The organism is Sphingomonas sp. 66-10 (assembly GCF_001897045.1).
Lineage (GTDB): Bacteria > Pseudomonadota > Alphaproteobacteria > Sphingomonadales > Sphingomonadaceae > Sphingomonas > Sphingomonas lycopersici.
In genome coordinates this window covers 10,460-33,924 of sequence record NZ_MKRR01000120.1, presented here as the reverse complement: position 1 = coordinate 33,924, position 23,465 = coordinate 10,460, and the positions used below count along the sequence as shown (strand labels likewise).

The 23,465-nt window shown below is 67.4% G+C and carries 21 protein-coding genes; 12 read left to right on the top strand and 9 right to left on the bottom strand.

The genetic code is table 11. The features are described from left to right. Window positions 1-51 precede the first annotated feature (51 nt). Window positions 52-984, top strand: a complete 933-nt coding sequence (locus BGN95_RS12870) for an acyl-CoA thioesterase (RefSeq protein WP_179512059.1) — start codon at window positions 52-54, stop codon at window positions 982-984. A 108-nt stretch (window positions 985-1,092) separates the two neighbouring features. Continuing rightward, window positions 1,093-2,925: a DUF885 domain-containing protein gene (locus tag BGN95_RS12865; protein WP_286772836.1), complete on the top strand. Its 1,833-nt coding sequence runs from the start codon at window positions 1,093-1,095 to the stop codon at window positions 2,923-2,925. A gap of 42 nt (window positions 2,926-2,967) precedes the next feature. Here the strand turns inward: BGN95_RS12865 and BGN95_RS12860 are convergent, their stop codons facing one another. The 5 genes from BGN95_RS12860 to BGN95_RS12840 form a co-directional block, all read right to left on the bottom strand. After that, complete coding sequence (locus tag BGN95_RS12860) at window positions 2,968-3,765, bottom strand: SDR family NAD(P)-dependent oxidoreductase (RefSeq protein ID WP_179512061.1); 798 nt, start codon at window positions 3,763-3,765, stop codon at window positions 2,968-2,970. Between the two features lie 142 nt (window positions 3,766-3,907). After that, window positions 3,908-4,672 (bottom strand): SDR family NAD(P)-dependent oxidoreductase, encoded by a 765-nt coding sequence (locus BGN95_RS12855; RefSeq protein WP_286772835.1) that lies wholly within the window; start codon window positions 4,670-4,672, stop codon window positions 3,908-3,910. A gap of 15 nt (window positions 4,673-4,687) precedes the next feature. Next, the gene (locus BGN95_RS12850) at window positions 4,688-5,746 is read right to left on the bottom strand and encodes a phosphotransferase family protein (RefSeq protein ID WP_265313629.1); all 1,059 of its coding nucleotides are present in this window, start codon (window positions 5,744-5,746) and stop codon (window positions 4,688-4,690) included. Then, complete coding sequence (locus BGN95_RS12845) at window positions 5,743-6,831, bottom strand: Zn-dependent alcohol dehydrogenase (protein WP_179512064.1); 1,089 nt, start codon at window positions 6,829-6,831, stop codon at window positions 5,743-5,745. The genes BGN95_RS12850 and BGN95_RS12845 overlap by 4 nt, the downstream gene beginning before the upstream one ends. Before the next feature lie 145 nt (window positions 6,832-6,976). Beyond that, window positions 6,977-8,284: an acyl-CoA dehydrogenase family protein gene (locus BGN95_RS12840; protein WP_179512065.1), complete on the bottom strand. Its 1,308-nt coding sequence runs from the start codon at window positions 8,282-8,284 to the stop codon at window positions 6,977-6,979. Between the two features lie 155 nt (window positions 8,285-8,439). Here BGN95_RS12840 and BGN95_RS12835 point away from each other — a divergent pair, with 155 nt between their 5' ends. Next, window positions 8,440-9,684, top strand: a complete 1,245-nt coding sequence (locus BGN95_RS12835; protein WP_432423334.1) for a TetR/AcrR family transcriptional regulator — start codon at window positions 8,440-8,442, stop codon at window positions 9,682-9,684. Window positions 9,685-9,822: 138 nt separating this feature from the next. Here the strand turns inward: BGN95_RS12835 and BGN95_RS12830 are convergent, their stop codons facing one another. The 3 genes from BGN95_RS12830 to BGN95_RS12820 all read right to left on the bottom strand — a co-directional run bounded on the left by BGN95_RS12830 (window position 9,823) and on the right by BGN95_RS12820 (window position 13,303). Next, window positions 9,823-10,458 carry a helix-turn-helix domain-containing protein gene (locus BGN95_RS12830; protein ID WP_286772834.1) on the bottom strand — a complete coding sequence of 212 codons (636 nt, stop codon included), beginning with the start codon at window positions 10,456-10,458 and terminating at the stop codon, window positions 9,823-9,825. A gap of 451 nt (window positions 10,459-10,909) precedes the next feature. Continuing rightward, window positions 10,910-11,974: an acyl-CoA dehydrogenase family protein gene (locus BGN95_RS12825; protein WP_286772833.1), complete on the bottom strand. Its 1,065-nt coding sequence runs from the start codon at window positions 11,972-11,974 to the stop codon at window positions 10,910-10,912. A 108-nt stretch (window positions 11,975-12,082) separates the two neighbouring features. After that, a complete protein-coding gene (locus tag BGN95_RS12820) occupies window positions 12,083-13,303 on the bottom strand; it encodes an acyl-CoA dehydrogenase family protein (RefSeq protein WP_286772832.1) in 1,221 nt (406 codons plus the stop codon). 287 nt (window positions 13,304-13,590) lie between these two features. On the opposite strand from BGN95_RS12820, the gene BGN95_RS12815 reads away from it, so the two are divergent. Beyond that, window positions 13,591-14,799, top strand: coding sequence for an MFS transporter (locus tag BGN95_RS12815; protein ID WP_265313633.1), 1,209 nt, complete (start codon window positions 13,591-13,593; stop codon window positions 14,797-14,799). A 53-nt stretch (window positions 14,800-14,852) separates the two neighbouring features. Here BGN95_RS12815 and BGN95_RS12810 read toward each other — a convergent pair whose 3' ends face one another. Beyond that, window positions 14,853-15,641 carry an SDR family NAD(P)-dependent oxidoreductase gene (locus BGN95_RS12810; RefSeq protein WP_179512070.1) on the bottom strand — a complete coding sequence of 263 codons (789 nt, stop codon included), beginning with the start codon at window positions 15,639-15,641 and terminating at the stop codon, window positions 14,853-14,855. Window positions 15,642-15,712: 71 nt separating this feature from the next. Between BGN95_RS12810 and BGN95_RS12805 the strand changes: the two genes are divergently transcribed. The 8 genes from BGN95_RS12805 to rplA all read left to right on the top strand — a co-directional run bounded on the left by BGN95_RS12805 (window position 15,713) and on the right by rplA (window position 23,319). Continuing rightward, window positions 15,713-17,245, top strand: a complete 1,533-nt coding sequence (locus BGN95_RS12805) for a class I adenylate-forming enzyme family protein (RefSeq protein WP_286772831.1) — start codon at window positions 15,713-15,715, stop codon at window positions 17,243-17,245. Next, entirely contained in the window at window positions 17,242-18,027 is a 786-nt protein-coding gene (locus tag BGN95_RS12800; protein WP_286772830.1) for a thioesterase family protein, read from the top strand. Before BGN95_RS12805 ends, BGN95_RS12800 begins: the two co-directional genes overlap by 4 nt. A 150-nt stretch (window positions 18,028-18,177) precedes the next feature. After that, window positions 18,178-18,768, top strand: a complete 591-nt coding sequence (locus BGN95_RS12795) for an EF-hand domain-containing protein (protein WP_286772829.1) — start codon at window positions 18,178-18,180, stop codon at window positions 18,766-18,768. A gap of 116 nt (window positions 18,769-18,884) precedes the next feature. After that, the gene (locus BGN95_RS12790; RefSeq protein ID WP_286772842.1) at window positions 18,885-19,604 is read left to right on the top strand and encodes a response regulator; all 720 of its coding nucleotides are present in this window, start codon (window positions 18,885-18,887) and stop codon (window positions 19,602-19,604) included. Between the two features lie 43 nt (window positions 19,605-19,647). Then, window positions 19,648-20,943, top strand: coding sequence for a sensor histidine kinase (locus BGN95_RS12785; protein ID WP_286772841.1), 1,296 nt, complete (start codon window positions 19,648-19,650; stop codon window positions 20,941-20,943). Window positions 20,944-21,023: 80 nt separating this feature from the next. Beyond that, window positions 21,024-22,037 (top strand): CAP domain-containing protein, encoded by a 1,014-nt coding sequence (locus tag BGN95_RS12780; RefSeq protein WP_265313637.1) that lies wholly within the window; start codon window positions 21,024-21,026, stop codon window positions 22,035-22,037. A gap of 155 nt (window positions 22,038-22,192) precedes the next feature. Then, window positions 22,193-22,624: a 50S ribosomal protein L11 gene (gene rplK, locus BGN95_RS12775; RefSeq protein WP_179512075.1), complete on the top strand. Its 432-nt coding sequence runs from the start codon at window positions 22,193-22,195 to the stop codon at window positions 22,622-22,624. Window positions 22,625-22,626: 2 nt separating this feature from the next. Then, window positions 22,627-23,319 carry a 50S ribosomal protein L1 gene (gene rplA / locus BGN95_RS12770; protein ID WP_179512076.1) on the top strand — a complete coding sequence of 231 codons (693 nt, stop codon included), beginning with the start codon at window positions 22,627-22,629 and terminating at the stop codon, window positions 23,317-23,319. The last annotated feature ends 146 nt before the right edge of the window (window positions 23,320-23,465 follow it).

Here is a 23,465-nt window from a genome sequence, read left to right as displayed (position 1 = left end):
AGAGCCACAAATACCACCGCCTGTTGCCCTGGATGCCGGTTCAAGTCCGGCATGACGGTAAAAGACAAGCCCGAAAAGGAGCCGATCGACGTGTCAGACGCCCCCACCCCCACCCCGGCGGAGCTTGCCGCAGAGCTGGTCGACCTGCTCGACGTGGAGGAAATCGACACCGATCTGTATCGCGGCCGTCGCCAGCGCGACGGGGTCGGCAGGGTGTTCGGCGGGCAGGTGATCGCGCAGGCGCTGCAGGCCGCGCAGCGCTCGACCGATGCGCCCAAGGTCGCGCATTCGCTCCACGCCTATTTCATGCGCCCGGGCGACGAGAATTATCCGATCATCTTCCGCGTCGTGCGCGATTTCGAGGGGCGCAGCTTCGCCACCCGCCGCGTCATCGCGATGCAGCGCGGCGCGCCGATCCTCAACATGGCGGCATCGTTCCAGGTGCCGGAGGGCGGCTTCCACCACCAGGATCAGATGCCCGACGTTCCCGCGCCCGAGGAACTCGAGAGCGAAGCGGCGATCCGCGCGCGAGAGAGCCCGCATGTCGACGAGCGTTACCGCCGCGCGCTGACCCGCCCGCGCCCGATCGAGATCCGCCCGGTCTTCCCGCGCAAATGGTTCAACCCCACCCCGACCGCGCCGATCCAGCATAGCTGGTTCCGCATCGTCGCGCCGGTGGGGGACGATCCGGCGATCCACCGCGCGATCCTGTCCTATGCGTCGGACATGTCGCTGCTCGGCACCTGCATGCTGCCGCACGGCGTCAACTGGACGACCCCTGGCTTCCAGAGCGCGAGCCTCGATCATGCGGTGTGGTTGCACGAGGATTTCCGCGCCGACGACTGGCTGCTCTATTCCACCGACAGCCCCTGGGCGGGCCACGCGCGCGGGATGAACCGCGGCCAGATCTTCACCCGCGACGGCCGGCTCGTCGCCAGCGTCGCGCAGGAAGGGCTGATCCGCCTGCGCGAACCGCGAGGGTAACCGCTTGTGCTCCCGCGAAGGCGGGAGCCCAAGGCGGGGACACAAGTGACTTTAATTGTCCCGCGCGGTTGGCGTATCCACAGGCCATAACCGTCAAAGGGACTTTCCATGCAAATCGATCGCCGCCGGTTCGTTGCCGGCGCTGCCGCGCTGGGCGCGACCGCCGCCCTCCCCGCCCGCGCCCTCGCCACCACCGGCGCGCCGGGCGACGCCGCCGCGATGGCGTTGCTCGACAAGCACGCCGAGGCGCTGCTGGTAAGCTACCCGGAAAACGCGATGACGCTCGGCATCGACACGGGCAAACGCGCCGCGCTCAAATCCGCGCTCGGCGATCATAGCGCTGGCGCCGAAGCCAAACGCCGCGCCGAGGCCGCGCAGCGCCTGACCGAATTGCGCGCGATCGACACCAAAACGCTCTCCCCCGCGGTCACCGTGCATGTCGAGACCGCGACGGTCGCGCACGAGATCGCGCTCGACGGCTGGCGGCGGATGCCGGTGGGCGACATGGCGTTCCTCTCCGCCAATGGCTATCGCTCGACCCCCTATGTCGTGAGCCAGGGCAATGGCGCGTTCGTCGACGTGCCCGATCTGCTCGAAAACAAGCATCAGGTCGCCGATACCGCCGATGCCGAGGCCTATCTCGCGCGGATGCGTGCCTATGCGCAGGAACTGCGCGACGAAACCGAGCGGGTGAAGGCCGATGCCGCCAAGGGCGTCTACCTCCCCGCCTTCCTCAACGAGATCACCGCGCGCCAGCTGCGCGACGGCGCGGCGCGGCCGGCCGACTGGGCGATCGTCACCAGCTTCGGCAGCAAGACCCAGGCCGCCGGCATCGCGGGCGACTGGGCCCGGCGCGCCGCCGCGATCGCCGAGCAGGAGATCGCCCCGGCACTCGCCGCGCAGGCCGATGCCTTTGTCGCGCTGCGTCCCAAGGCGCCCGATGTCGCGGGGATGTGGCAGGTGCCCGATGCTGCCGACATCTACGGCTGGCTGGTCGAGGCGGGGACGACCACCAAGCGGACGCCCGAGGACATCCACGCCGCCGGGCTCGAACAATGCAAGGCGCTGGCGGCGGAGATGGACCCGCTGCTCCGCGCGCAGGGGCTGACGCAGGGCACCGCGGGCGAGCGGCTCGCGGTGCTGGGCAAACGCCCCGATCTCTTGTTCGCCAATACCGATGTGGGGCGCGCCGAATTGCTCGCCTATCTCAATCAGGTGGTGGCGAAGATCCGTCCGCTGATGCCCAAGGCGTTCGGCAAATTGGTGCGCGGCAATCTCAACATCAAGCGCGTCCCCCCGGCGATCCAGGACGGCGCGCCCAACGGCTATGCCGGCCCCGGATCGATCGACGGCAAGATCCCCGGCACTTATTACATCAACCTGCGCGATACCGGGATCTGGCCGCGCTATTCGCTGCCGACGCTGACCTTCCACGAAGGGATTCCGGGGCATGTGTGGCAGGGCGAATATACGTTCGATCTGCCGCTGATCCGCACCCTCTTGAGCTTCAACGCTTATTCGGAAGGCTGGGGGCTTTATGCCGAGCAGATCGCCGACGAGGTCGGCTTCTACGCCGACGATCCGCTCGGGCGGATCGGCTATCTCCAGTCGATGAACTTCCGCGCCGCGCGGCTCGTCGCCGATACCGGGCTGCACCACAAGCGCTGGACGATGGATCAGGCGATGCAGTGGTTCATGGCGACCACCGGCTTCACCGCCAGCCAGGCGCGGTCGGAGCTCAACCGTTATTGCACCTGGCCGGGGCAGGCGCTCGGCTACAAGACCGGGCATAACGAGATCAATCGCCTGCGCGATGTCGCCAAGGCCAAGCTCGGCGCGCGGTTCGACGTGCGCGGGTTCAACGACGCGGTGGTGCAGACCGGCGGCGTCCCGCTCGGGGTGCTGGCAAAGGTGGTCGATCGCTGGGCAGCGAGCGCCTGATCCTTCTAACTCCCCTCCCTTCACCAGGGAGGGGAGAGGAAATTAAACCGCCGTCCGCCCATATTCCTGCTTGGTCACCGGATGGCTCGACGAGAGCCCCCCGTCGACCGCGATCGCCTGTCCGTTGACGTAGCTCGCATCGTCCGACGCCAGGAACAGCGCGACCTTCGCCAGCTCCTCGGGTTGCGCGCCGCGCCGCAGCGGATTGAGCCGGCCGACGCGATCCATCTTCCCGGCGTCGCGCGCATAATCGAAGGTGGGCTTGGTCATCCCGGTTTCGGTGAGCCCGGGGCAGATCGCATTGACCCGCACGTTCGATCCGGCAAGCTGCTGCGCCGAAACCTGCGCGAGGTTGATCACCCCCGCCTTCGACGCCGAATAGGCCGGCGACCCCGCGCCCGAGCGGATCCCGGCGACGCTGGCGGTGAGGATGATCGCGCCCTTGCCGCGCTCGGCGATGCGCGGCGCGGCATGCTTCACCGCCAGATAGGGGCCGATCAGGTTGACCCGCAGCACCTCGGTGATCAGCTCGACGCTGGTATCGAAGATATTGGCCATCCCGCCCGAGATGCCGGCATTGGCGAACATCACGTCGAGCCCGCCGTACCGATCGCAGGCGAGCGCGACCGCCTTCACGACATCCTCTTCCGACCCGGCGTCGATGCGGATCGCCTCCGCAACGCCGCCCGCATCGCGGATCGCCTTGGCGGTCGCCTCGGCGCCGTCGGTAACGTCGGCGACGATCACCTTGCCGCCCTCCGCCGCGAACAGGGTGGCGGCGGCGCGGCCGATACCCGAGCCGGCGCCGGTGACGATGATCGATTTGTCGGTGAACCTCATTGCCGCATCCTCCAGTTCGTTTTGAAACTCCCCCTCGTCATTCCCGCGAAGGCGGGAATCCAGTGACGCTGGTGTCGCGGTTCAGCCGATAAGCCAGCCAGAATGGATCCCGCCTTCGCGGGAATGACGAAAGAACGGCAGCTCAGATCGTCACGCCGCCGTCGATCACCAGCACCTGACCGGTCATGAACGTACTCGCCTTGGACGCGAGATAGACCACCGCGCCCGCAATCTCCTCCGGCTCGCCGATGCGGCGCAGCGGGGTGGTGCGGTTGCGTTCGTTCACCGCCGCCTCGTCTTCCCACAAGGCCTTGGCGAAATCGGTCTTGATCAGCCCCGGCGCGATGCAATTCACGCGGATGCCGTATTTGCCGTATTCGTGCGCCAGATTGCGCGCGAGCTGCATGTCGGCCGCCTTGGAGATGCAATAAGCCCCGATCGTCGTCGAGCCGCGCAGCCCCCCGATCGAGGAGACGATGACGATCGATCCCGCGCCGCGCTCCTTCATCTCGGGCGCGACCATCGTGATCAGCCAGTGGTTGGAAACGATATTATTGTCGAGGATCTTGCGGAACTGCTCGTCAGCGATCCCTTCCTGCGGGCCGTAATAGGGATTGGAGGCGGCGTTGCAGACGAGGCAGTCGATCCGGCCGAACGCGCGCCGCGTCTCGTCGACCAGATGCTGGAGCCCCGCCTTGTCGGAGATGTTGGCGGCGACCGCGATCGCGGTGCCCGCGCCGAAACGCGCGTTGATCTCCGCCGCGACCGCGTCGCACGCATCCTGCTTGCGGCTGGAGATCACCACCTTCGCGCCCTGTTCGGCGCAGGCGATCGCGGCGGCCTTGCCGATTCCGCGCGACGATCCGGTGATGAGCACGACCTTATCGGTCAGATCGAACAGCGACATGCGTGTTTCCTCCCTTCAGGCCCCTGCTTTCACCGCGAAATCCCACGCCGCCTGCGCCAGCGCCGGAACGCGCGCGCTGGCGGCCTCGGCATTGGCGTTGGAGGCGGTGCCGATCAGGAAGCGCTTCCTGATCCCCTGGACGATCGAGGCGAGGCGGAACATGTTGAACGACAGATACCAATTGAGATCGGGCAGCCCCTCGGGCCGGCCGGTCTTCTCGCAATAACGCGCGACGACTTCCTCCAATGTCGGGATCCCCGTCTCCGGCCCGGTGAGCCCCAGCACCCCGGAGCGGCCCTCGGGCTCGGTCACCCAGGAGATGAGGAAATAGGACAGATCGGCGAGCGGATCGCCGAGCGTCGACAATTCCCAGTCGAGCACCGCGGCGACGCGCGGCTCCAGCCCGGGGGCGAACTTCATATTGTCGCAGCGATAATCGCCGTGGACGATCGAGGTGCGAGTCTGCGGCGGCAAGGTGCGCGGCAGCCACTCGATCAGCCGTTCCATCGGCTCCATATGTTCGGTCTCGGCGCCGCGATATTGCTTGGTCCAGCGCGACACCTGGCGCTCGAAATAATTGCCGGGGCGGCCGAACGTCTCAAGCCCCGCGGCGACGTGATCGACATTGTGGAGTTGCGCCAGCGTGTCGATCATCGCGTGATAATGCGCGCGCCGGGTATCGGCGTCCATGCCGGGGAAGGCGCCGTCCCAGATCGTCCGCCCCTCAACCATCTCCATCACGTAAAAGGCCGATCCGATCACCGTATCGTCCTCGCACAGCCCGAACGGGCGCGGCACCGGGAAGCCGGTGGGGTGCAGCCCGGCGATGACGCGATATTCACGGTCGACCGCATGTGCCGAGGGAAGCAATTCGCCCATCGGCTTGCGCCGCAGCACATAATTGCGGGTCGGGGTGGTGAGCTTGTAGGTCGGGTTGGATTGCCCGCCGGCGAATTTGGCATAGCTCAGCGGGCCGGCGAAATCGGGCACATTGGCGCTCATCCACGCGGCCAGCGCGTCCAGATCGAGCCGGTCGCGTTCGGCGATCTCGGCTTGCAGGCTGGTATCGGTCATTGATCGAAGACAATCACGCTGCGCGTCGCGTCGCCCTTGCGGAGCTCGTCGAACGCGTCGTTGATCCGGGTGAGCGGCAGCCGCTCGGCGATGATCGTGTCGAGATCGAGCTGCCCGCGCTGGTAGAAATCGACCAGCCGCGGGATATCCACCGGGAAGCGGTTATACCCCATGATCCCGCCCTGCAGCCTCTTGCCCGACAACAGGTCCATCGCCGACAGCCCGACTTTCTCGTTCAACGGCATCATGCCGAGGATCGTCGCGGTGCCGCCGCGGCGCAGCACCTTGACCGTCGTTTCGGCCGATTGCGGGCGGCCGACCGCCTCGATCGCATGATCGACCCCGCCCTTGGTCACCTCGATCACCTCGGCGACGACATTCTCGGCGAGCGGGTCATAGCTGTGGGTCGCGCCGAGCTTCTCGGCGATCGCGCGCTTTTCAGGCACCGGATCGAGCGCGATAATCTTGCCCGCGCCCGCGATCTTCGCGGCATTGACCGCGGCGAGCCCGATCCCGCCGCACCCGACGACGCACACCGTCTCGCCCGGCGATACGTCGGTGGTGTTGAACACCGCCCCGGCCCCGGTCGTCACCGCGCAGCCGATCAGCGCGGCGCGATCGAGCGGCATTTCCCGGTCGATCGCGACACAGGCATGCTCATGGACCAGCATCATCTCGGCATAGGCCGAGAGGTTGAGCATCTGGTTGACCGGATCGCCATTGGCGAGCCTGAGCCGCGGCTCGGCGCTCGCCGCGCGCCGCGTTTCGCCGCCGAGACACAGGTACATCCGCCCGGTCACGCAATATTCGCAATGGCCGCAGAATGCCGAGAGACAGGTGACGACGTGGTCGCCCGGCTTCACCGTGCGCACCTCCTCGCCCACCGCCTCGACGATGCCGGCCGCCTCATGCCCCGGAATCGCCGGGAGCGGATGCGGATAGGCGCCGTCGACGAAATGCAGGTCGGACCGGCACACGCCGCATGCCAGCGTGCGGATCAGCACCTCATGCGCCGCCGGCTTGGCGACCAGCACATCGGTCACTTCAAGCGGTTTCTTGGCTTCGAACAAAACGGCGGCCTTCATGTGCCTCTCCTAGTTAATCGTCATCATCCTATCCCCCCGTCATTCCCGCGAGGGCGGGAATCCATTCTGGCTGGCGGTGCGTGTCTCTCCACGATCCGCGCGAATGGATCCCCGCCTTCGCGGGGATGACGGCACGGGCATTCGTTCAGCGCGAAACGCCGATATCCCCGCTCGATACGTCGCCGCCGCCATAGGGCACCGGGCGCTCGGCCTTCCAATCGGCATATTTGCCGAATTCGTCGCGCGCGATTGCGCGGGCGTGGACCTCATCCGGCCCGTCCGCCAGCCGCAAGGTGCGCTGCGACGCCCAGGCGTGCGCGAGCCCGAAATCTTCCGCGACGCCCGCGCCGCCATGCGCCTGCACCGCATCGTCGAGGATCTGCAGCGCCATATTGGGCGCCTGCACCTTGATCATCGCGATTTCGAGCTTGGCCGATTTGTTGCCCGCCTTGTCCATCATGTCGGCGGCCTTGAGGCACAGCAACCGGGTCATCTCGATATCGATCCGCGCGCGTGCGATGCGCTGCTCCCACACGCTGTGATCCGACAGCCTCTTGCCGAACGCGACGCGGCTGACGAGCCGCTTGGCCATCTTCTCGATCGCGACTTCGGCGACGCCGATCGTGCGCATGCAGTGATGGATCCGCCCCGGCCCGAGCCGACCCTGCGCGATCTCGAACCCGCGCCCCTCGCCGAGCAGCAGATTCTCGACCGGCACCCGGACGTTGGTGAAGCTCACCTCGCCATGCCCGTGCGGCGCATGATCATAGCCGTAGACCGACAGCATCCGCTCGATCTTCACCCCCGGGGTGTCCATCGGCACGAGCACCTGGCTCTGCTGCTGGTGACGCGACCCCTCGAAGCTGGTCTTGCCCATCAGGATGCCGACCTTGCAGCGCGGATCGCCGACGCCGGACGACCACCATTTGCGCCCGTTGATCACATAATGATCGCCGTCGCGCTCGATCCGCGTCTCGATATTGGTCGCATCCGACGAGGCGACCGCCGGCTCGGTCATCAGGAACACCGAGCGGATCTCGCCGTTCATCAGCGGACGGAGCCATTGCTCCTTCTGCTCGCGCGTGCCGTAGCGATGGAGCACTTCCATATTGCCGGTATCGGGCGCCGAGCAGTTGAAGCATTCGCTCGCCCAGCCGATCTTGCCCATCTCCTCGGCGCACAGGGCGTATTCGAGATTGGTGAGCTGCGTCCCTTCGAATTCGAACGTGTCGTCGACATGTTGCTGGCCCGAATGCGGCGGCATGAAGAAATTCCACAGCCCGGCGGCCTTGGCCTTGGCCTTCACTTCCTCGAGCACCGGAATGACCTTCCACGGGTCGCCCGCATGATGCTGGCGATCGTATTCGGCTTGCCGCGGACGGATCTGCTGGTCGATGAAATCGCGTACCCGGTCCCGGAAATAGGTTTCGCGTTCGCTAAGCGTGAAGTCCATCGCATCCCTCCAGAGCCTGTCTTGCGGGAAGCTCTAGACCGTACCCTTCATTCGGTAAAGCATCCGAATCGCCGCTCGCTCCCTACGCAACACAGCTTATCGCCTCTGTCATAAAAGGGACTGTTTCTTCGAAATCTTGCTGCTAGAGTGATTCGATGAACGGCATGGGGGAATCCGGCCGGGGAGAGGAATCGGGTACGCGCCGCTTCAGGGCGAAGCGTGACGCGATCCTCGCCGCGGCCGCGGATGCGATCAACGAGCAAAGCGCGAAGGGCATGACCTTCGCCGACGTGGCACGCCGCGTCGGGCTCAATACAACAAGCGTCACTTATTATTTCAAGCGCAAAGAGGATCTCGCCGCCGCCGCGTTCGAGCATACGCTCGAACGGCTGATGGGGATGCTCGACGAGGCGATGACGCAGCATACGCCTGAGGCGCGGGTCGAGCGTTATCTCGCGCTCAACATGGAGCGGCTCGCCCGCATCCAGCGCGGCGAGGAGCGGCAGATGGCCGGACTCTCCGACCTGCGCGCGATGGACGAGCCGGTGCGATCCGCGCTGATGGCCGGCTGGCGCGAGGTGTTCCGTCGCACGCGGCTGCTGTGGGGATCGGCCGAGACGCGCCAGCAAACCGATCTTCACGGCGCGCGCGCGCATGTGCTGCTCGAAAACACCTTCTGGCTGCCGGTGTGGCTGGTGCGCTACGAGCCCGATCAATATGCCCGCGCCGAGGCGCGGCTGATGGACGTGTTCCGCCACGGCATCGCCGCGCCGGGGGCGCTGTGGCGGCCCACGCCGATCGATCTGCCGCATGACGAGACGGTGCCGGGACGCGAGGCGTTCCTGCTCGCCGCGACGCGGCTGATCAACGAACTCGGCTATCGCGGCGCCTCGGTCCAGCGCATCGCGTCCGAGCTCAACGTCACCAAGGGCAGCTTCTACCACCATCTCGATGCCAAGGACGATCTGGTCGTCGCTTGCTACAAGCGCAGCTTCGATACGATCGCCGCGGCGCAGCGGATCGCCGACGAACAGGGCGGGACGCATTGGAACCGGCTGTCGAGCATGATCGCCACCTTGCTCGACGTGCAATTCTCCGAACTCGGCCCGCTCCTGCGCACCACCGCGCTGTCCGGGTTGCCGCCCGGGGTGCGGCAGGTGATGGTCGAGCGGTCGAACCGCATCGCGCGGCGTTTCGCCGGCACCATGTCGGACGGGATCGCCGAAGGAACGATCCGCCCGGTCGACGCGCTGATCGCGGCGCAGGCGCTGATGGCGTTCCTCAACGCGGCGTTCGACATGCGCAAATGGGCGTGGTCGATGCCCCGCGACCGCGCGATCGCGCTCTACGCCTCGACGCTGACCTTCGGCCTGTTCGACGATCGCGCGGTGGCGGAATAGCACCCCGTCACCCCGGCGCGAGCCAGGCTCCATCGGAAGGCAGGCGCGGGACAAGAGGCTCTGATCGCTGCGCTTGAGGCTTGATGTATCCCGGCTCGAGGCCGGGATGACGACGGGCATCGAAGCGCGACCGCTTCCCTACACCGCCGCCCCGAAAGCGGCCGCGCGCGCCTGCATCGCCAGCGCGTGAAACGGCCCCCGGCGCTGGCGGAATTCGCGGATCGAGCAGCCGAGGAACAGATGTGCGTCGCGCAGGAAGTGCGACCGATCCCAATAACCCGCCTCCGCCAGCAGCGCGCCCGCCGTCTCGGGCGGCGCATCGAGCGTCCCGCTCAGCGCGCGCAGGAAGCGCCGCCGGCGGAGCAGCAATTTGGGCGTGAAACCGAAATGCTGCCGCGTCCGCGCGGCGAACTGGCGCGGCGTCATGCCGACCCGCTCCGCCAGTGTCTCGATCCGCATCGTCTCGGCCTCGTCGAACGCCGCCTCGAGCTGCGGCACCAGCGGATCGACCGGACGCGGCTCCGCCAGCCGCGCATCGAGCCAGCGTTCCAAGACCACGGGGGGATGCTCGCCGGCGTCGAGCGCCTCGCGCACCGCATCCGCCGCCGGATCGAGCACCGACAGCGGGACGACGCGATTGGCGTGGACCGAAAGATCGCCACCGAACAGTTGCGCCCAGCCGACCGCGCGCAGCCCGATCCCCACCACCGTCCCGCCGGTCGCCTCGGCCCAGCCGGCAACATTGGTCGGGCCGGCGAACGACGCCAGTGGCATGTCGAACCGCCGCGAGCCGACCCGGAGCGACCAGGGCTGCGGCTCCTCGATTCCGAAACGTATTACGGGATCGCCCGGAAAGAATACGTCGCGAAACGCCGCTCCTGGACGAAATGGAATGCGAAACCGGTGAAAGCCGGTGATCAGCCCCGCGAAGCGTTTGTCTGCGCGCCAATAGGTAATGGGCGCGTTATCCGAATCCGCCATTTTCTCCCTCGCGCTGAACACAGGGAGTTAGCAGGTAACTAAACTTAGATTAGCGGAAAATTTTACAATTTATAATGATTCGTGCCAATTTGAGACAATATTTGGCGCAACGGCGCGCGGCAGAAATAAAAAGCCCCTCCTCTTCCGGGGAGGGGTTGGGGTGGGGGAGTCACGGGTGGACGGTCTCTACGAGAACCCTGCCCCACCCCCGGCCCCTCCCCTGAAGGGGAGGGGAGAAAAAAGCTCAATAACCGTTGAGCCGCCCGAAGCGGTCGCGATGCCACGAGGCAGTGCCCCACATCGTCTCCAGCACCGCGGCGCGCTTCAGATACAGCCCGGCGTCGAATTCGTCGGTCATCCCGACCCCGCCGTGGAGCTGGACCATCTCGCGGCTCACCAGCCGCAGCGTATCGTTGGCCACCGCCTTGCCGAGGCTCACCGCCTGATCGACGTCGGATCGTCCCGCGTCGATCGCCTCGAGCGCGCCCTCGACCGCCGAACGCATCAGCTCCAGCTCGGTGAGCATCTTCGCCATCCGGTGCTGAAGCGCCTGGAAGCTCGATAGCACCTGCCCGAACTGGACGCGCTGCTTGAGATAATCGAGCGTCTGGCGGAATGCGCTTTCGGCCATCCCGAGCATCTCCGCGGCGGTAACCGCGGCAGCGCGGTCGACGATCGCCTGGGTCAGCGCGGTATCGCCGAGCCGCTCGGCCGGCGCATGCTTGAAGGTCACCGCGGCGTGGCTGCGGCTGTCCGCCATATGCCGGGTCGAGACCGTCACGCCCTCGCCCTTCGCGACCAGATAGAGCCCGTCGGCCGCTGCGACGACGAACGCATCGGCGCCGTCGCCTTCCGCGACGAACGGCTTGGTGCCGCTGAGCTTGCCGCCGTCGACGTTCGCGGTGAATTTCATGTCGTGCGACGAGCCGTCGTCGATCGCCAGCGTGGCGATCGCCTCGCCCGAGGCGAGCCGGGGCAGCCAGTCTTTCTTGGCCTTGTCCGACGATCCCATGACGATCGCGCTCGCCGCCACCGCGGTCGCGCCGAGCGGGGTCGCCGCGAGGTTGCGGCCGAGCTGCTCGACCACCAGCCCGAGCGAGAGATAGCCGAACGCCGATCCGCCGAACTCCTCGGGGATGACGATCCCGGCCCAGCCCATCGCGCCGATCGCGCTCCACGCTTCGGGGTCGAAGCCGGTCGCCGAGCCCGCGTCGCGCAGCTTGCGGAAGGCGGTAACCGGGCTTTCGTTATCGGCCCATTCGCGCGCCATGTCGCGCAGCATCACCTGTTCTTCGTTGAGCGCTGCCATGTTCAAATCCTTCCTTTAGAAACCGGGGAGGAGGACGTCTCACGCGTCCCTCCTCCACCCGGCCCTCTCCAGGCGCACTGCCTCATTGCGGGCAGCCGCCAACCTCAGTCACTGATGATCGAGCATCCCGAGGATGCGCTTGGCGATCACATTGTTCTGGATCTCGCTCGACCCGCCGTAGATCGACACCGCCTTGCCCCACAGCCAGGTGCGGGTCTGCTCGAGCTCGGCGGGGGTGAAGCCCTCGCCCTCCCAGCCCAGCCCCTGCATCCCCATGATCTCGACGTTGAGCTCGGCGCGATCCTGCGTGATCCGCGCGCCGACGTTCTTCATGATGCTCGTCGCCGCCGACGGGCCGGCATTGCCCTTCGTCTCGAGCGCGGCGCGGCGCAGCGTCAGCGCGAAGGCGCGCTGATCCATCTCATGCTTGATGATCCGCGTGCGCAGATCGGCGTCGGCGATCCGCCCCTCGGCGTCGGTGCCGCGATATTTCTTGGCGATCTCGGGGACGGTCCGCCCCGCATTCATCCGCGCCGCCGAGCCGCTGCCGCCCGACAGCGAATTGCGCTCGTGCTGGAGCAGTCGGGTGCCGATTTCCCACCCCTGCCCTTCGCGCCCGACGAGATTTTCCTTGGGCACCTTCACGTTGGTGAAGAAGGTCTCGCAGAACGGCGACGCGCCCGAGATCAGCCGGATCGGCCGCGTCTCGACCCCCTCGCTGGTCATGTCGATCAGCAGGAAGCTGATCCCGGCATGCTTCTGCGACTTGTCGGTGCGGACGAGCGCGAAGCATTTGTCGGCCCATTGCCCGCCCGAGGTCCAGGTCTTCTGGCCGTTGACGAGATAATGATCGCCCTTGTCCTCGGCGAAGGTCTGCAGGCTGGCGAGATCCGATCCCGCGCCCGGCTCCGAATAGCCCTGGCACCAGCGCACCTCGCCGCGCGCGATACGCGGGATATGCTCGCTCTTCTGCGCCTCATTGCCATATTCGAGCAAAGTCGGGCCGAACATCATCACGCCCATCCCGCCGATCGGGTTCCACGCGCCGATCTTCGCCATTTCCTCCTGCAGCACGCGCGCCTCGGCGCGCGAGAGCCCGCCGCCGCCATAGTCGCGCGGCCAGGTCGGGACGCCCCAGCCCTTTTCGCCCATCGCCTCGCGCCATTTGCGCTGCGCGTCGGTTTCGGCGCTCGGGCCGTCGACCGCCGACATGGCATTGTCCTGCCCGCGCAGCGCGGGATCGAAATTCGCCGCCAGCCATGCGCGCGCTTCCTCGCGAAAGGCTTCGACGCTGTCGGCGGGTCGGTCGAGGTCGGCGGCGGTCGCCATCGGCATCACTCCATTTTCCGAATCTGAATATCGGGTATGGACAATCGCATCGCACGTCCGGCGCGAAGATGCAAAGGGGGAGAATGGGCAGCAGTCGCCGCAACCCGTCTGCAATCCGCCGTTTCCGTCACGCCGGACTTGATCCGGCATCCAGAGTCACGACCGTCGACGCTTGTTGCCCTGGATGCCGGGCCGAGCCCGGCATGACGGTGGATAGAGCGGATGATTCGTTCTAGAACGCGCCCCTCGACGGGGAAAAGCCCCGCATCTGCAAGGGGTTCCGCTCGATGCGTTTCCATCACCGCGCGGTGCCGATCGCGCTGGCCGCCGTGCTGATCGACACGATCGGCTTCGGCATCATTCTCCCGGTGCTGCCCTCGCTGATCGTCCATCTCGCGCATGTCGGGCTGCCCGATGCGACGCGGATCGGCGGCTATATGCTGATCGCCTTCGCCACCGCGCAATTCTTCGCCGGGCCGGTGCTGGGCAATCTCGGCGACCGTTTCGGACGGCGCGCGGTGCTGCTCGCGGCGATGACCGCCTTTGCCGCCGATTATGCGCTGATGGCGGTCGCCCCGACGATCGGCTGGCTGTTCCTCGGCCGCATCATCGCCGGCATCACCGGCGCGACTTATGGCCCGGTCAATGCGGTGCTGGCGGACGTCACCCCGCCCGACAAGCGCGGCGCGACCTTCGGGCTGGTCGGCGCGGCATTCGGCGCGGGGTTCATCATCGGGCCGGCAATCGGCGGATTGCTCTCGACGCTCGGCCCGCGCGCGCCGTTCATCGCCGCCGCCTGCCTCGCGCTCGCCAATGCCGCGACGATCGCGCTGGTCATGCCCGAGACGCTGCCGCCCGAGCGCCGCCGCCGGTTCGACTGGAAACAGGCCAATGTGTTCGGCGCCTTCGCGCCCTTGTTCCACGCCGGCGGCGCGACCCCGCTGCTGATCGCGACGCTCATCTGGCAGATCGCGCATATGGTCTATCCCGCGACCTGGGCCTTTTATGCCGAGATCGCCCTGGGCTGGAACGGGCGTCAGGTCGGCTGGTCGCTGGCGGCGGTCGGCGGGGCGATGATGATCGTGCAGATCTTCCTCACCGGACGCGCGATCAAGCGCTTCGGCGAGGAGCGCACCGCGCTGATCGGGCTGGCGATCGGCGCCGCGGAATTCGCGCTGATCGCCTTCGCGACCAACGGCTGGCAGGTCTATCCGCTGATCCTGATCGGCGCGCTCGCGGGACTCGTCTTCCCGTCGATCAACGCGATCCTCGCCAATCGCGTCGACGCCAGCCACCAGGGCGCGCTGCAGGGCGGGATGGCGAGCCTCTCCAGCATCGCCGCGATCGTCGGCCCGCTGGTGATGACGCAATCGCTGGCGTTCGGCGCCGATCGCGGGCTGCCCGGCGCGGCGTTCCTGCTCGCCGCGGCGCTGGCGGCGGTCGCGCTCGCGACGATCTGGTTCGGGGTGGTCAGGCGGAAGGGGGTGCTGGCGTGAGCCCTCCCATTCTTCCGTCTCCCCTCCCTTGAACAAGGGAGGGGAGAAATATTTCACTCCATCCCGCGCCCCGGCCGGCGGCTCAGCCCGACATCGAGATGCGTCCCCGCATCGACCCGCCAGGTCTCGCCGGTGATCGCGCGGGTGGCGGGGTCGAGCAGCATCTCGATCGGCGCGGCGATATCCTCGGCCTGCGGCGCCATCGCCATCGGCGTCGCCGCCGCGATCCGCGCATCGAGCGCCGCCTTGCCCTCCGCGCCGAGCGTCTTTTCGAACCAGCCGGTGCCGACATAGCCCGGCGCAACCGCATTGACCCGGATCCCCGGCGCGAGGACCCGCGCGAGGCTCTGCGTCATCGTGATCAACGCGCCCTTCGACGCGGCATAAGCGACCGACGAGCCGATCCCGTGAAGCCCCGCGACCGACGCGACATTGACCACCGCACCATGCGGGCTCGCCGACAAAGCCGGCGCCGCGGCGCGGATCATCTGGAAGGCGGCGACGGTGTTGAGCCGATAGATATCGATGAAATCCTCCGCCTCCAGCCCGTCGAGCTTTTCGTGCGCGACATGCTTGGTGCGCCCGGCGTTGTTGACGAGAAAATCGACCCGCCCGAACCGCTCGGTCGCCGCCGCGACCAGCGCGCGGCACGCGGCATCGTCGACGATGTCCGCCTGGGCCGCGATCGCGCCCTCGCCCACCTCGGCGGCCAGCGCCTCGGCATCGGCGCGGCTGTGCGCATAATTGATCACGCACGCCACGCCGCGCGCCGCGAGTCGCCGCACCACCGCCGCGCCGATTCCCGTCCCGCCGCCGGTCACGATCGCTACCGAACCTCTCATCCTGCCCTCCGTATGCATTTTCGAAGATCGCGTATGGCATTCGCGCGCGGCATCGCCTAGCGGCTTAAATCATGACCGATCCTGCCGAGATGCTCGCCGGGCCGTTCGGGCTGCTGCCCGATCTGATCCGCCTTCATGCCGCCCGCCAGCCGGGCAAGCGCGCGATCGCCGACGGCGCGTCCGAGCTGAGCTATGCCGCGCTCGATCGCGCGATGGATCGCGTCGCGGCCGCTTTGCAGCGCGACGGCACGGCGCAAGGCCAGGCAGTGGCGATGGTTTCCTATCCGTCGGTGGCGCAGGCGATCGTGTTCCTCGGGGCGTTGCGCGCGGGGAGCGTCGCGGCGCCGATCCAGCCTTCCGCCACCCCGGCGCAGATTGCCGGGATGATCGCCGACAGCGGCGCGAACCTCGTCTTCCTCGACGCCGCCAATGCCGCCGCGCTCGCGGGCGAGACGCTCGCCGCGCGCGCGATCCGGCTCGAGGCGCTGGAAGATTGGCTCGCCCCCGCCGATGCCAAACCCGCGCCAGTCACGATCGCGCCCGACGACGGCTTCAACATCATCTATTCCTCGGGTACCACCGGCATTCCCAAGGGCATCGTGCAGAGCCACGCGATGCGCTGGCAGCATTTCTCGCGCAACAAGGAGGCCGGATTCGCCGATGCGGTGACGTTGCTCTCCACCCCGCTCTATTCGAATACCACGCTCGTCAGCTTCCTCCCGACGCTGGCGTGGGGCGGCACGGCGGTGCTGATGGCGAAGTTCGACGCGCATCAATTCCTCGAACTGGCCGAGAAATTCCGCGCGACCCACACGATGCTCGTCCCGGTGCAATATCGGCGGATCATGGCGCTTCCGGATTTCGATCGCTTCGATCTGTCCGCCTTCCGCTTCAAGACCTGCACCTCGGCGCCGTTCAAGCCCGAGTTGAAGCGCGATGTGGTCAATCGCTGGCCGGGCAAATTGGTCGAATATTACGGCATGACCGAGGGCGGCGCGTCGTTCATCCTGATCGCCGACGAATTCCCCGACAAGCTCCACACGGTCGGCCGCCTCGCCCCGGGGCATGAGGCGAAACTGCTCGACGAGGAGGGCAATGAAGTGCCCCCCGGCGGGGTGGGCGAGATCGTCGGGCGCTCGCCGGCGATGATGAGCGGCTATCACGGCCGCGAACAGGCGACGCGCGATGCCGAATGGTTCGACGCCCACGGCAACCGCTGGATCCGCCACGGCGACGTCGGGCGGTTCGATGAGGACGGCTTCCTCACCCTGCTCGATCGCAAGAAGGACATGATCATCTCGGGCGGGTTCAACATCTATCCGTCCGACCTGGAGGCGGTGCTCGCCGAGCATCCCGCGGTGGCCGATTGCACCGTCGTCGGGGTGGCGAGCGAGCAATGGGGGGAAACCCCGGTCGGCTTCTATGTCCCGCGCGCGGGGGCGAGCGAGAGCGCCGACGAGATCCGCGACTGGGCCAATGCCCGGCTCGGCAAGACGCAGCGCCTCTCGGCGCTCCACGTCACCAACGAGCTGCCGCGCAGCGCGATCGGCAAGGTATTGAAGCGCGAGCTGCGCGACCGGCTCGCGGCGGGGGAGTTCGCATGACCAGCCTGAAACAGATTCTCGACGGCCTCAATCCGCTCGCCGAAGGGATCGGCTGGCGCAGCGCGATCCCCGAGGATTGGCTGCAGGGCCGCACCTCCTATGGCGGGCTTTCCGCGGCGATCGCCTTGCATTGCGCGATGCGGTCGGACGAGGACCTGCCCCCGCTGCGGTCGGCGCAGGTGTCGTTCGTCGGCCCGCTCGCCGGGCCGATCCTCGTCACGACGCACCGCTTGCGGCGCGGCAAGAATGCCGCGTTCATCGAGGCGAGCATCGAAAGCGAGGCGGGGCTCGGGCTGCGCTGCACCTTCGTCTTCATGCGCGCGATCGAGAGCGAGGTGGATTATCAGACCACCACTCTCCCCGATTTCCCGCGCCCCGGCCCCGGCGACACCACCTATAAGGGCGGTGCGGCGGTCGCCTTCACGCGCAATTTCGAATTCGTCGACCGGCGCGACGGGCCGGGACTGCTGCCGGCCGAATGGCTGCGCTGGACGCGGCTCAACGAGCGCGAGGGGCTCGATCCGATGGTCGAATTGCTCGCGGTCGGCGATTGCCTGCCCCCCGCCGCGCTGCGACTCATCGGACGCAACGTGCCGATGAGCTCGATGACGTGGATATTGAACGTGCTCGGTCCGACGCCGTCGACCGAGGACGGCTGGTGGCTGCTCCGCTCGAACGCCGATTATGCGCGCGCCGGCAGCTCGTCGCAGCAGATGGGGATCTGGAACGCGGCGGGCGAGATGGTCGCCGAGCAGATGCAGTCGGTCGCGCTGTTCGCCTGACTCCACTTCCCTCCCTTGAACGAGGGAGGGGAGAAAAACGCGACAAATTGCGACAATTCGGGGCCGCGACGGACATAACTGCGCGACAGCCCACGGCTAATCCTCATGCCAACGACGGGGAAATCGCCCCGCCGCGCATGAGGATCGATGATGAAGAAAAAGCTGTTGCTTGCTCTGACGCTCGGATCGGCCGCGCTGGCCGGGACGCCGTCTTTCGCTTTCGCCCAGGCCGCGCCGCCGGCCGCCGCCGCACCGCACGAGCGGATGCGCGATCGCACCGTCACCCGCGAGGAAGCGCTGACGCGCGCCGACCGGATGTTCGACGCGATCGACACCAATCACGACGGCAAGATCACCCCCGATGAGCGCAAGGCCGCGCATGAAAAGATGCGCGAACGCTGGCAGGCGCGCCACGCGGAGCAGACTGCGCCGGGCGCCGATGCCAACGCCACGCCGGACCACAAATGGGGCGGCGGCCATCGCGGCGGTCACCACATGGGAATGCGCGGGATGCGCGGCGATCCCAATCGCGTGATCACCCGCGAGGAATGGCACGAGAAGGCCGCCGAGCGCTTCGACCGGATGGACCTCAACCACGACGGCCAGATCACCCCCGACGAACGCAAGGCCGCGCGCGAACAGATGCGCGAGAAGTTCCGCGAACGGATGCAGATGCGTCGCGACCGGGGCGATACGCCGGGGCCGGGGCCGGCGCCCGCGCCGACACCGAACGCCCGCTGATCGCACTTCTCCCCCTCCCTTCACCAGGGAGGGGAGCAGGACCTGCCAGCGCACCGGGCGGCCTCCCCGCCGCCCGGTGCTTCCCACGGAGCGTGGACATGCTAATCCCCGACGCGATGGGAGAAACGCCACATCTCTTGCTGGTCGACGACGAGCGCTCGATCCGCGAACCGCTCGCCGCTTATCTGACCAAGCAGGGCTTCCGCGTCACGCAAGCGCCCGATGCCGAGCAGGCGCGCGCGCGGCTCGCGGCCTATGCGATCGATCTCGTCGTGCTCGATATCATGATGCCGGGCGAAGACGGGCTGTCGCTCTGCCGCCATATCCGCGAGACGAGCGACCTGCCCGTGATCCTGCTTACCGCCCGCGCCGAGGAGACCGACCGCATCGTCGGGCTCGAAATGGGCGCGGACGATTATGTCGTGAAGCCCTTTTCCCCGCGCGAGCTTTCTGCGCGGATCAAGGTCGTGCTGCGCCGCATGCAGGCGGGCGGCACGCGGCAGAATGCGCCCGAAAGCGGGGCCTATGCCTTCGCCGGGCGCGTGCTCAAGACCGGCGAGCGGACCCTGGTCGATCGCGACGGCGTGTCGGTGCCCTTGTCGACCGGCGAATATAATCTGCTGCTCGCGCTCGTCGGCCGCCCGCGTCAGGTGCTGACCCGCGACCAGTTGCTCGATCTGACGCAAGGGCGCGAGGCCGCCGCATTCGATCGCTCGATCGACAATCAGATCAGCCGCTTGCGGCGCAAGATCGAAGTCGATCCCAAATCGCCCGAGATCATCAAGACGGTATGGGGCGGCGGCTACACCTTCGCGGCGGAGGTCACCCGGCTGTGAGCCCGCGCCGGTGACGCGCTGGCCGCGCAGCCTCGCGGGGCAGATGGCGCTGCTCGTCGCGGCGGCCTTGTTCGTCGCACAGGCAGTCAATTTCGCGCTGATCGTGCGCGATCGATCGGCCAGTCGCCTCCAGCAGGCCTCCGCCATTCCTGCGCTGCGCATCGCCGATGCGATCGGGCGCGAAGCCGGCGGGCAGCCGATCGCCGGCGATCGCGGCCGCATCCGCCGCGTCGACACCAACCCGATCCCCGCCGATCTGCCGCGTCGCGCCGATGTCGCGGCGGCGGTGCGTGCCAATCTTGTGCGGATGGGGGTCGCAGCCGGGCAGGTCGATGCCGCGGTGATCCACCTGCCGCCCCGCGCGCGCGACGACGGGGGCATGCACACCGGTCGTCGCGGCCCGCGCCGCATGCTGCTGATCGCGGTCGAGCAGCCGGGGCACGGCTGGCTGGTCGCACGCGCCTTCTGGCCCGATGCCGGGCCGGCGATCCTGTGGCGGCTCATCGCGCAGACGCTGGTGCTCTATATCGTCCTGCTCGTCCCGGTGCTGTGGCTGGCGCGGCGCATCTCGCGGCCGTTGCGTGCGCTGACGCATGATGCGCAGCGCTTCTCGCTCGGCGGTGCGGCGGCGCCGGTTCTCGAGGCGGGGCCGGCCGACGTCCGCGCGGTGATCGCCGCCTATAATGCGCTCGGCGTCCGCGTCCGCGCGATGCTCGACGAGAAGGACCGCATGCTCGGCGCGCTCGGGCACGATCTACGCACCCCGCTCGCCGCGCTGCGGGTGCGGATCGAATCGGTCGAGGACGAGGCCGACCGCGCGCGGATGGCGGATATCATCCAGGAGATGAACCGCACGCTCGACGACATCTTGAGCCTCGCGCGGCTGGGGCGCCCGAGCGAGCCGGTGACCGAGGTCGATCTCGCGGCTTTGGTCGACGCGGTGGTGGAGGATTTTCGCGATCTCGGCCATCCGGTGGCGTTCGAGGAAGCCGATCGGCTGCCGGTGCGGCTGCGCCCCTCGCTGATCCGCCGCGCGGTGCGCAACCTGATCGAGAATGCGGTGAAATACGGCGCGGGGGCCGAGGTGACGCTCGCGCCCCGCGGCGGAGCGGTGGCGGTCGTCGTCGCCGATCGCGGGCCGGGCATCCCGCCCGACCGGCTCGCCGACGTGTTCGAGCCGTTCACCCGGCTGGAAAACTCGCGCAACCGCGAGACCGGCGGGATCGGTCTCGGTCTCGCCCTCGCCCGCGCAATCGCCCGCGAAGCGGGGGGCGATGTATCGCTCGCCAACCGGGATGGCGGCGGGCTGGAAGCGGTGCTGACGCTGCCCGTGCGGTGAAGCATTGAATTTTTGCGGCAGAACGCGCCGTTTATTTGGCGTTTTGCAATTTGGCAGGAATTCGCAATTACGCATGCGTCATGAACTGCCGCATCCGCCGCGCCTGCCTCGTCGCGCTCCCGCTTTTGGTGGCGGGCTGCGGCGACTCGGGCGGCGGCGGCGGGCTGAGCGTCAGCCAGCCGGCGGCGACTCCCTCACCTTCGCCCTCGCCCAGCTCATCGCCGACCTCTTCGTCGACGCCGGGAAGCTGGGCGCAGCAAGCCGCGGCGCTCTATGATGCGCAGCCGAATGTTTCGACCTGCAGCTCGGGCACGCTCAAGGCGAGCGTGAAGGCCAACTTCCTCTCTAACCTCAACACGTTGCGCGCGCTGCACAATCTGCCGCCGGTCGTCTATTCGAACGACGAGGACAGTCAGGAGCAGGATTCGTCGCTGATGATGGCGGTGGCGCGGCAGTTGAGCCATTCGCCGTCGTCGACCTGGCAATGCTATAGCGCGAGCGGCGCGGGGGGCGCCGGCGCGAGCAATCTCGTCGGGGTATGGGGCAGCAATACCGCGTTCGACAGCGACGACGATTATCTGGCGCTGTGGATGACCGAGAATGGCGCCGCCGATATCGGCCATCGCCGCTGGATCCTCGATCCGTTCCTCGGCAAGACATCCTATGGTCGCGTCTCGATCGTGCTGGCCGACGGCAGCCGCGCCAGCGCCGCCTCGATGCGGGTGCTGAACTTCAACGCCGCCCCTGCGGTGCCGAGCGGCGTCCCCGCGTTCGTCGCTTATCCTTATGGCGATTATCCGCAGCGTTATTTCGGTGCATCGGATTATCTGTCGTTCACCGCGATCGCGAGCACGCTCGGGGTGTGGGCCAATCAGAGCGTCAGCTTCGCCAGCGCCACGGTGACCGTCACCGGCCCGTCGGGCGCGATGCCGGTCACCGACGTCAGCACCGACAATCTCGGCTATGGCGTGCCCAACAGCATCCAGTGGCGCGTCACCGGGCTGCAGCCGGCGGTTAGCTATTCGGTGACGATCAACAACGTCTCCGGCGCGCCGAAGACGAGCTACAGCTATACGTTCCGGATGGTGCCGTAGGGCCGATTGCAATCGCACCCTGTTTCGGCTAGGGGCGCCGCTTCCTCGCGAAAATCGTGGAAAGCTTGCGGGAGGGCGCATGCCCGCTCGGACCGCTAAACTTGAAACCAGGCCGTCCCCCTTACCCAAGGGAGCGGCCGGATTGAGAGAGTGACATGGCAAAGAAGATTACCGGCTATATCAAGTTGCAGGTGCCCGCCGGCGCCGCAAACCCGTCGCCGCCGATCGGCCCGGCGCTGGGTCAGCGCGGCGTGAACATCATGGAATTCTGCAAGGCGTTCAACGCCCAGACGCAGGACATGGAAAAGGGCGCCCCGCTCCCCACCATCATCACCGTCTATGCCGACCGCTCGTTCTCGTTCGAGACGAAGACGCCGCCGGCCACCTTCCTGATCAAGAAGGCGCTGAACCTCAAGTCGGGCTCGAAGGAGCCGGGCAAGGTGAGCGCGGGCAAGATCAAGCGTTCGCAGCTGGCGGAAATCGCCGAGGCCAAGATGAAGGACCTCAATGCGAACGACATCGATGCCGCGACCAAGATCATCGAAGGCAGCGCGCGGGCCATGGGCCTCGAAGTGGTGGAGGGCTGAACATGGCGAAGCTGACCAAGAAGCATAAGGCGATCCAGATCGATCGCGAGAAGCTGCACGGCGTCGACGAGGCGATCGCGCTGGCCAAGGCCAATGCCACCTCGAAGTTCGACGAGACGATCGAGATCGCGCTGAACCTCGGCGTCGATCCGCGTCACGCCGACCAGATGGTCCGTGGCGTCGTCACGCTCCCGGCCGGCACCGGCAAGACGGTGCGCGTCGGCGTGTTCGCCAAGGGCGCGAAGGCCGATGAGGCGCGCGCTGCCGGTGCGGACGTCGTGGGCGCCGAGGATCTGATGGAAACGATCCAGGGCGGCACGATCGATTTCGACCGCTGCATCGCGACCCCGGACATGATGGGCGTCGTCGGCCGTCTCGGTAAGGTGCTCGGCCCCAAGGGCCTGATGCCGAACCCGAAGCTCGGCACCGTGACGATGAACGTCGCCGAGGCGGTGAAGGCGGCCAAGGGCGGCCAGGTCGAATATCGCGTCGAAAAGGCCGGCATCATCCACTCCGGCATCGGCAAGGCGAGCTTCGCCGCCGAAGACCTGCGTCGCAACTTCGACGCGCTGGTCGATGCGGTGATCAAGGCCAAGCCGTCGGGCGCCAAGGGCAAGTATGTCCGCAAGATCGCGGTCAGCTCGACGATGGGCCCGGGGATCAAGGTCGACGTGGCGGAAGTCGCCGGCGCCTGAGCCGACGTTTCCGGTCGCAAGACCAATGAAGGGCCGGGAGCGATCCCGGCCCTTTCTTTTTGGGGCGCGCGCTTCGGCGCCTCCTTAGTGTTCCCGCGAAGGCGCGAGCCCAGTCTGGGCCCCGCCTTCGCGGGAACACAAGCGAG

Bases quoted from the DNA above. Each gene is read 5' to 3' on its own strand.
- BGN95_RS12785 (WP_286772841.1), top strand. From the start codon at position 19,648: ATGGCGCTGCTCGTCGCGGCGGCCTTGTTCGTCGCACAGGCAGTCAAT.
- BGN95_RS12870 (WP_179512059.1), top strand. From the start codon at position 52: ATGACGGTAAAAGACAAGCCCGAAAAGGAGCCGATCGACGTGTCAGAC.
- BGN95_RS12780 (WP_265313637.1), top strand. From the start codon at position 21,024: ATGAACTGCCGCATCCGCCGCGCCTGCCTCGTCGCGCTCCCGCTTTTG.
- BGN95_RS12860 (WP_179512061.1), bottom strand. From the start codon at position 3,765: ATGAGGTTCACCGACAAATCGATCATCGTCACCGGCGCCGGCTCGGGT.
- BGN95_RS12820 (WP_286772832.1), bottom strand. From the start codon at position 13,303: ATGGCGACCGCCGCCGACCTCGACCGACCCGCCGACAGCGTCGAAGCC.
- BGN95_RS12800 (WP_286772830.1), top strand. From the start codon at position 17,242: ATGACCAGCCTGAAACAGATTCTCGACGGCCTCAATCCGCTCGCCGAA.
- BGN95_RS12810 (WP_179512070.1), bottom strand. From the start codon at position 15,641: ATGAGAGGTTCGGTAGCGATCGTGACCGGCGGCGGGACGGGAATCGGC.
- BGN95_RS12845 (WP_179512064.1), bottom strand. From the start codon at position 6,831: ATGAAGGCCGCCGTTTTGTTCGAAGCCAAGAAACCGCTTGAAGTGACC.
- BGN95_RS12805 (WP_286772831.1), top strand. From the start codon at position 15,713: ATGACCGATCCTGCCGAGATGCTCGCCGGGCCGTTCGGGCTGCTGCCC.
- BGN95_RS12855 (WP_286772835.1), bottom strand. From the start codon at position 4,672: ATGTCGCTGTTCGATCTGACCGATAAGGTCGTGCTCATCACCGGATCG.
- rplK (WP_179512075.1), top strand. From the start codon at position 22,193: ATGGCAAAGAAGATTACCGGCTATATCAAGTTGCAGGTGCCCGCCGGC.
- BGN95_RS12790 (WP_286772842.1), top strand. From the start codon at position 18,885: ATGGGAGAAACGCCACATCTCTTGCTGGTCGACGACGAGCGCTCGATC.
- rplA (WP_179512076.1), top strand. From the start codon at position 22,627: ATGGCGAAGCTGACCAAGAAGCATAAGGCGATCCAGATCGATCGCGAG.
- BGN95_RS12815 (WP_265313633.1), top strand. From the start codon at position 13,591: ATGCGTTTCCATCACCGCGCGGTGCCGATCGCGCTGGCCGCCGTGCTG.
- BGN95_RS12840 (WP_179512065.1), bottom strand. From the start codon at position 8,284: ATGGACTTCACGCTTAGCGAACGCGAAACCTATTTCCGGGACCGGGTA.
- BGN95_RS12865 (WP_286772836.1), top strand. From the start codon at position 1,093: ATGCAAATCGATCGCCGCCGGTTCGTTGCCGGCGCTGCCGCGCTGGGC.
- BGN95_RS12835 (WP_432423334.1), top strand. From the start codon at position 8,440: ATGAACGGCATGGGGGAATCCGGCCGGGGAGAGGAATCGGGTACGCGC.
- BGN95_RS12825 (WP_286772833.1), bottom strand. From the start codon at position 11,974: ATGGCAGCGCTCAACGAAGAACAGGTGATGCTGCGCGACATGGCGCGC.
- BGN95_RS12795 (WP_286772829.1), top strand. From the start codon at position 18,178: ATGAAGAAAAAGCTGTTGCTTGCTCTGACGCTCGGATCGGCCGCGCTG.
- BGN95_RS12830 (WP_286772834.1), bottom strand. From the start codon at position 10,458: ATGCCACTGGCGTCGTTCGCCGGCCCGACCAATGTTGCCGGCTGGGCC.
- BGN95_RS12850 (WP_265313629.1), bottom strand. From the start codon at position 5,746: ATGACCGATACCAGCCTGCAAGCCGAGATCGCCGAACGCGACCGGCTC.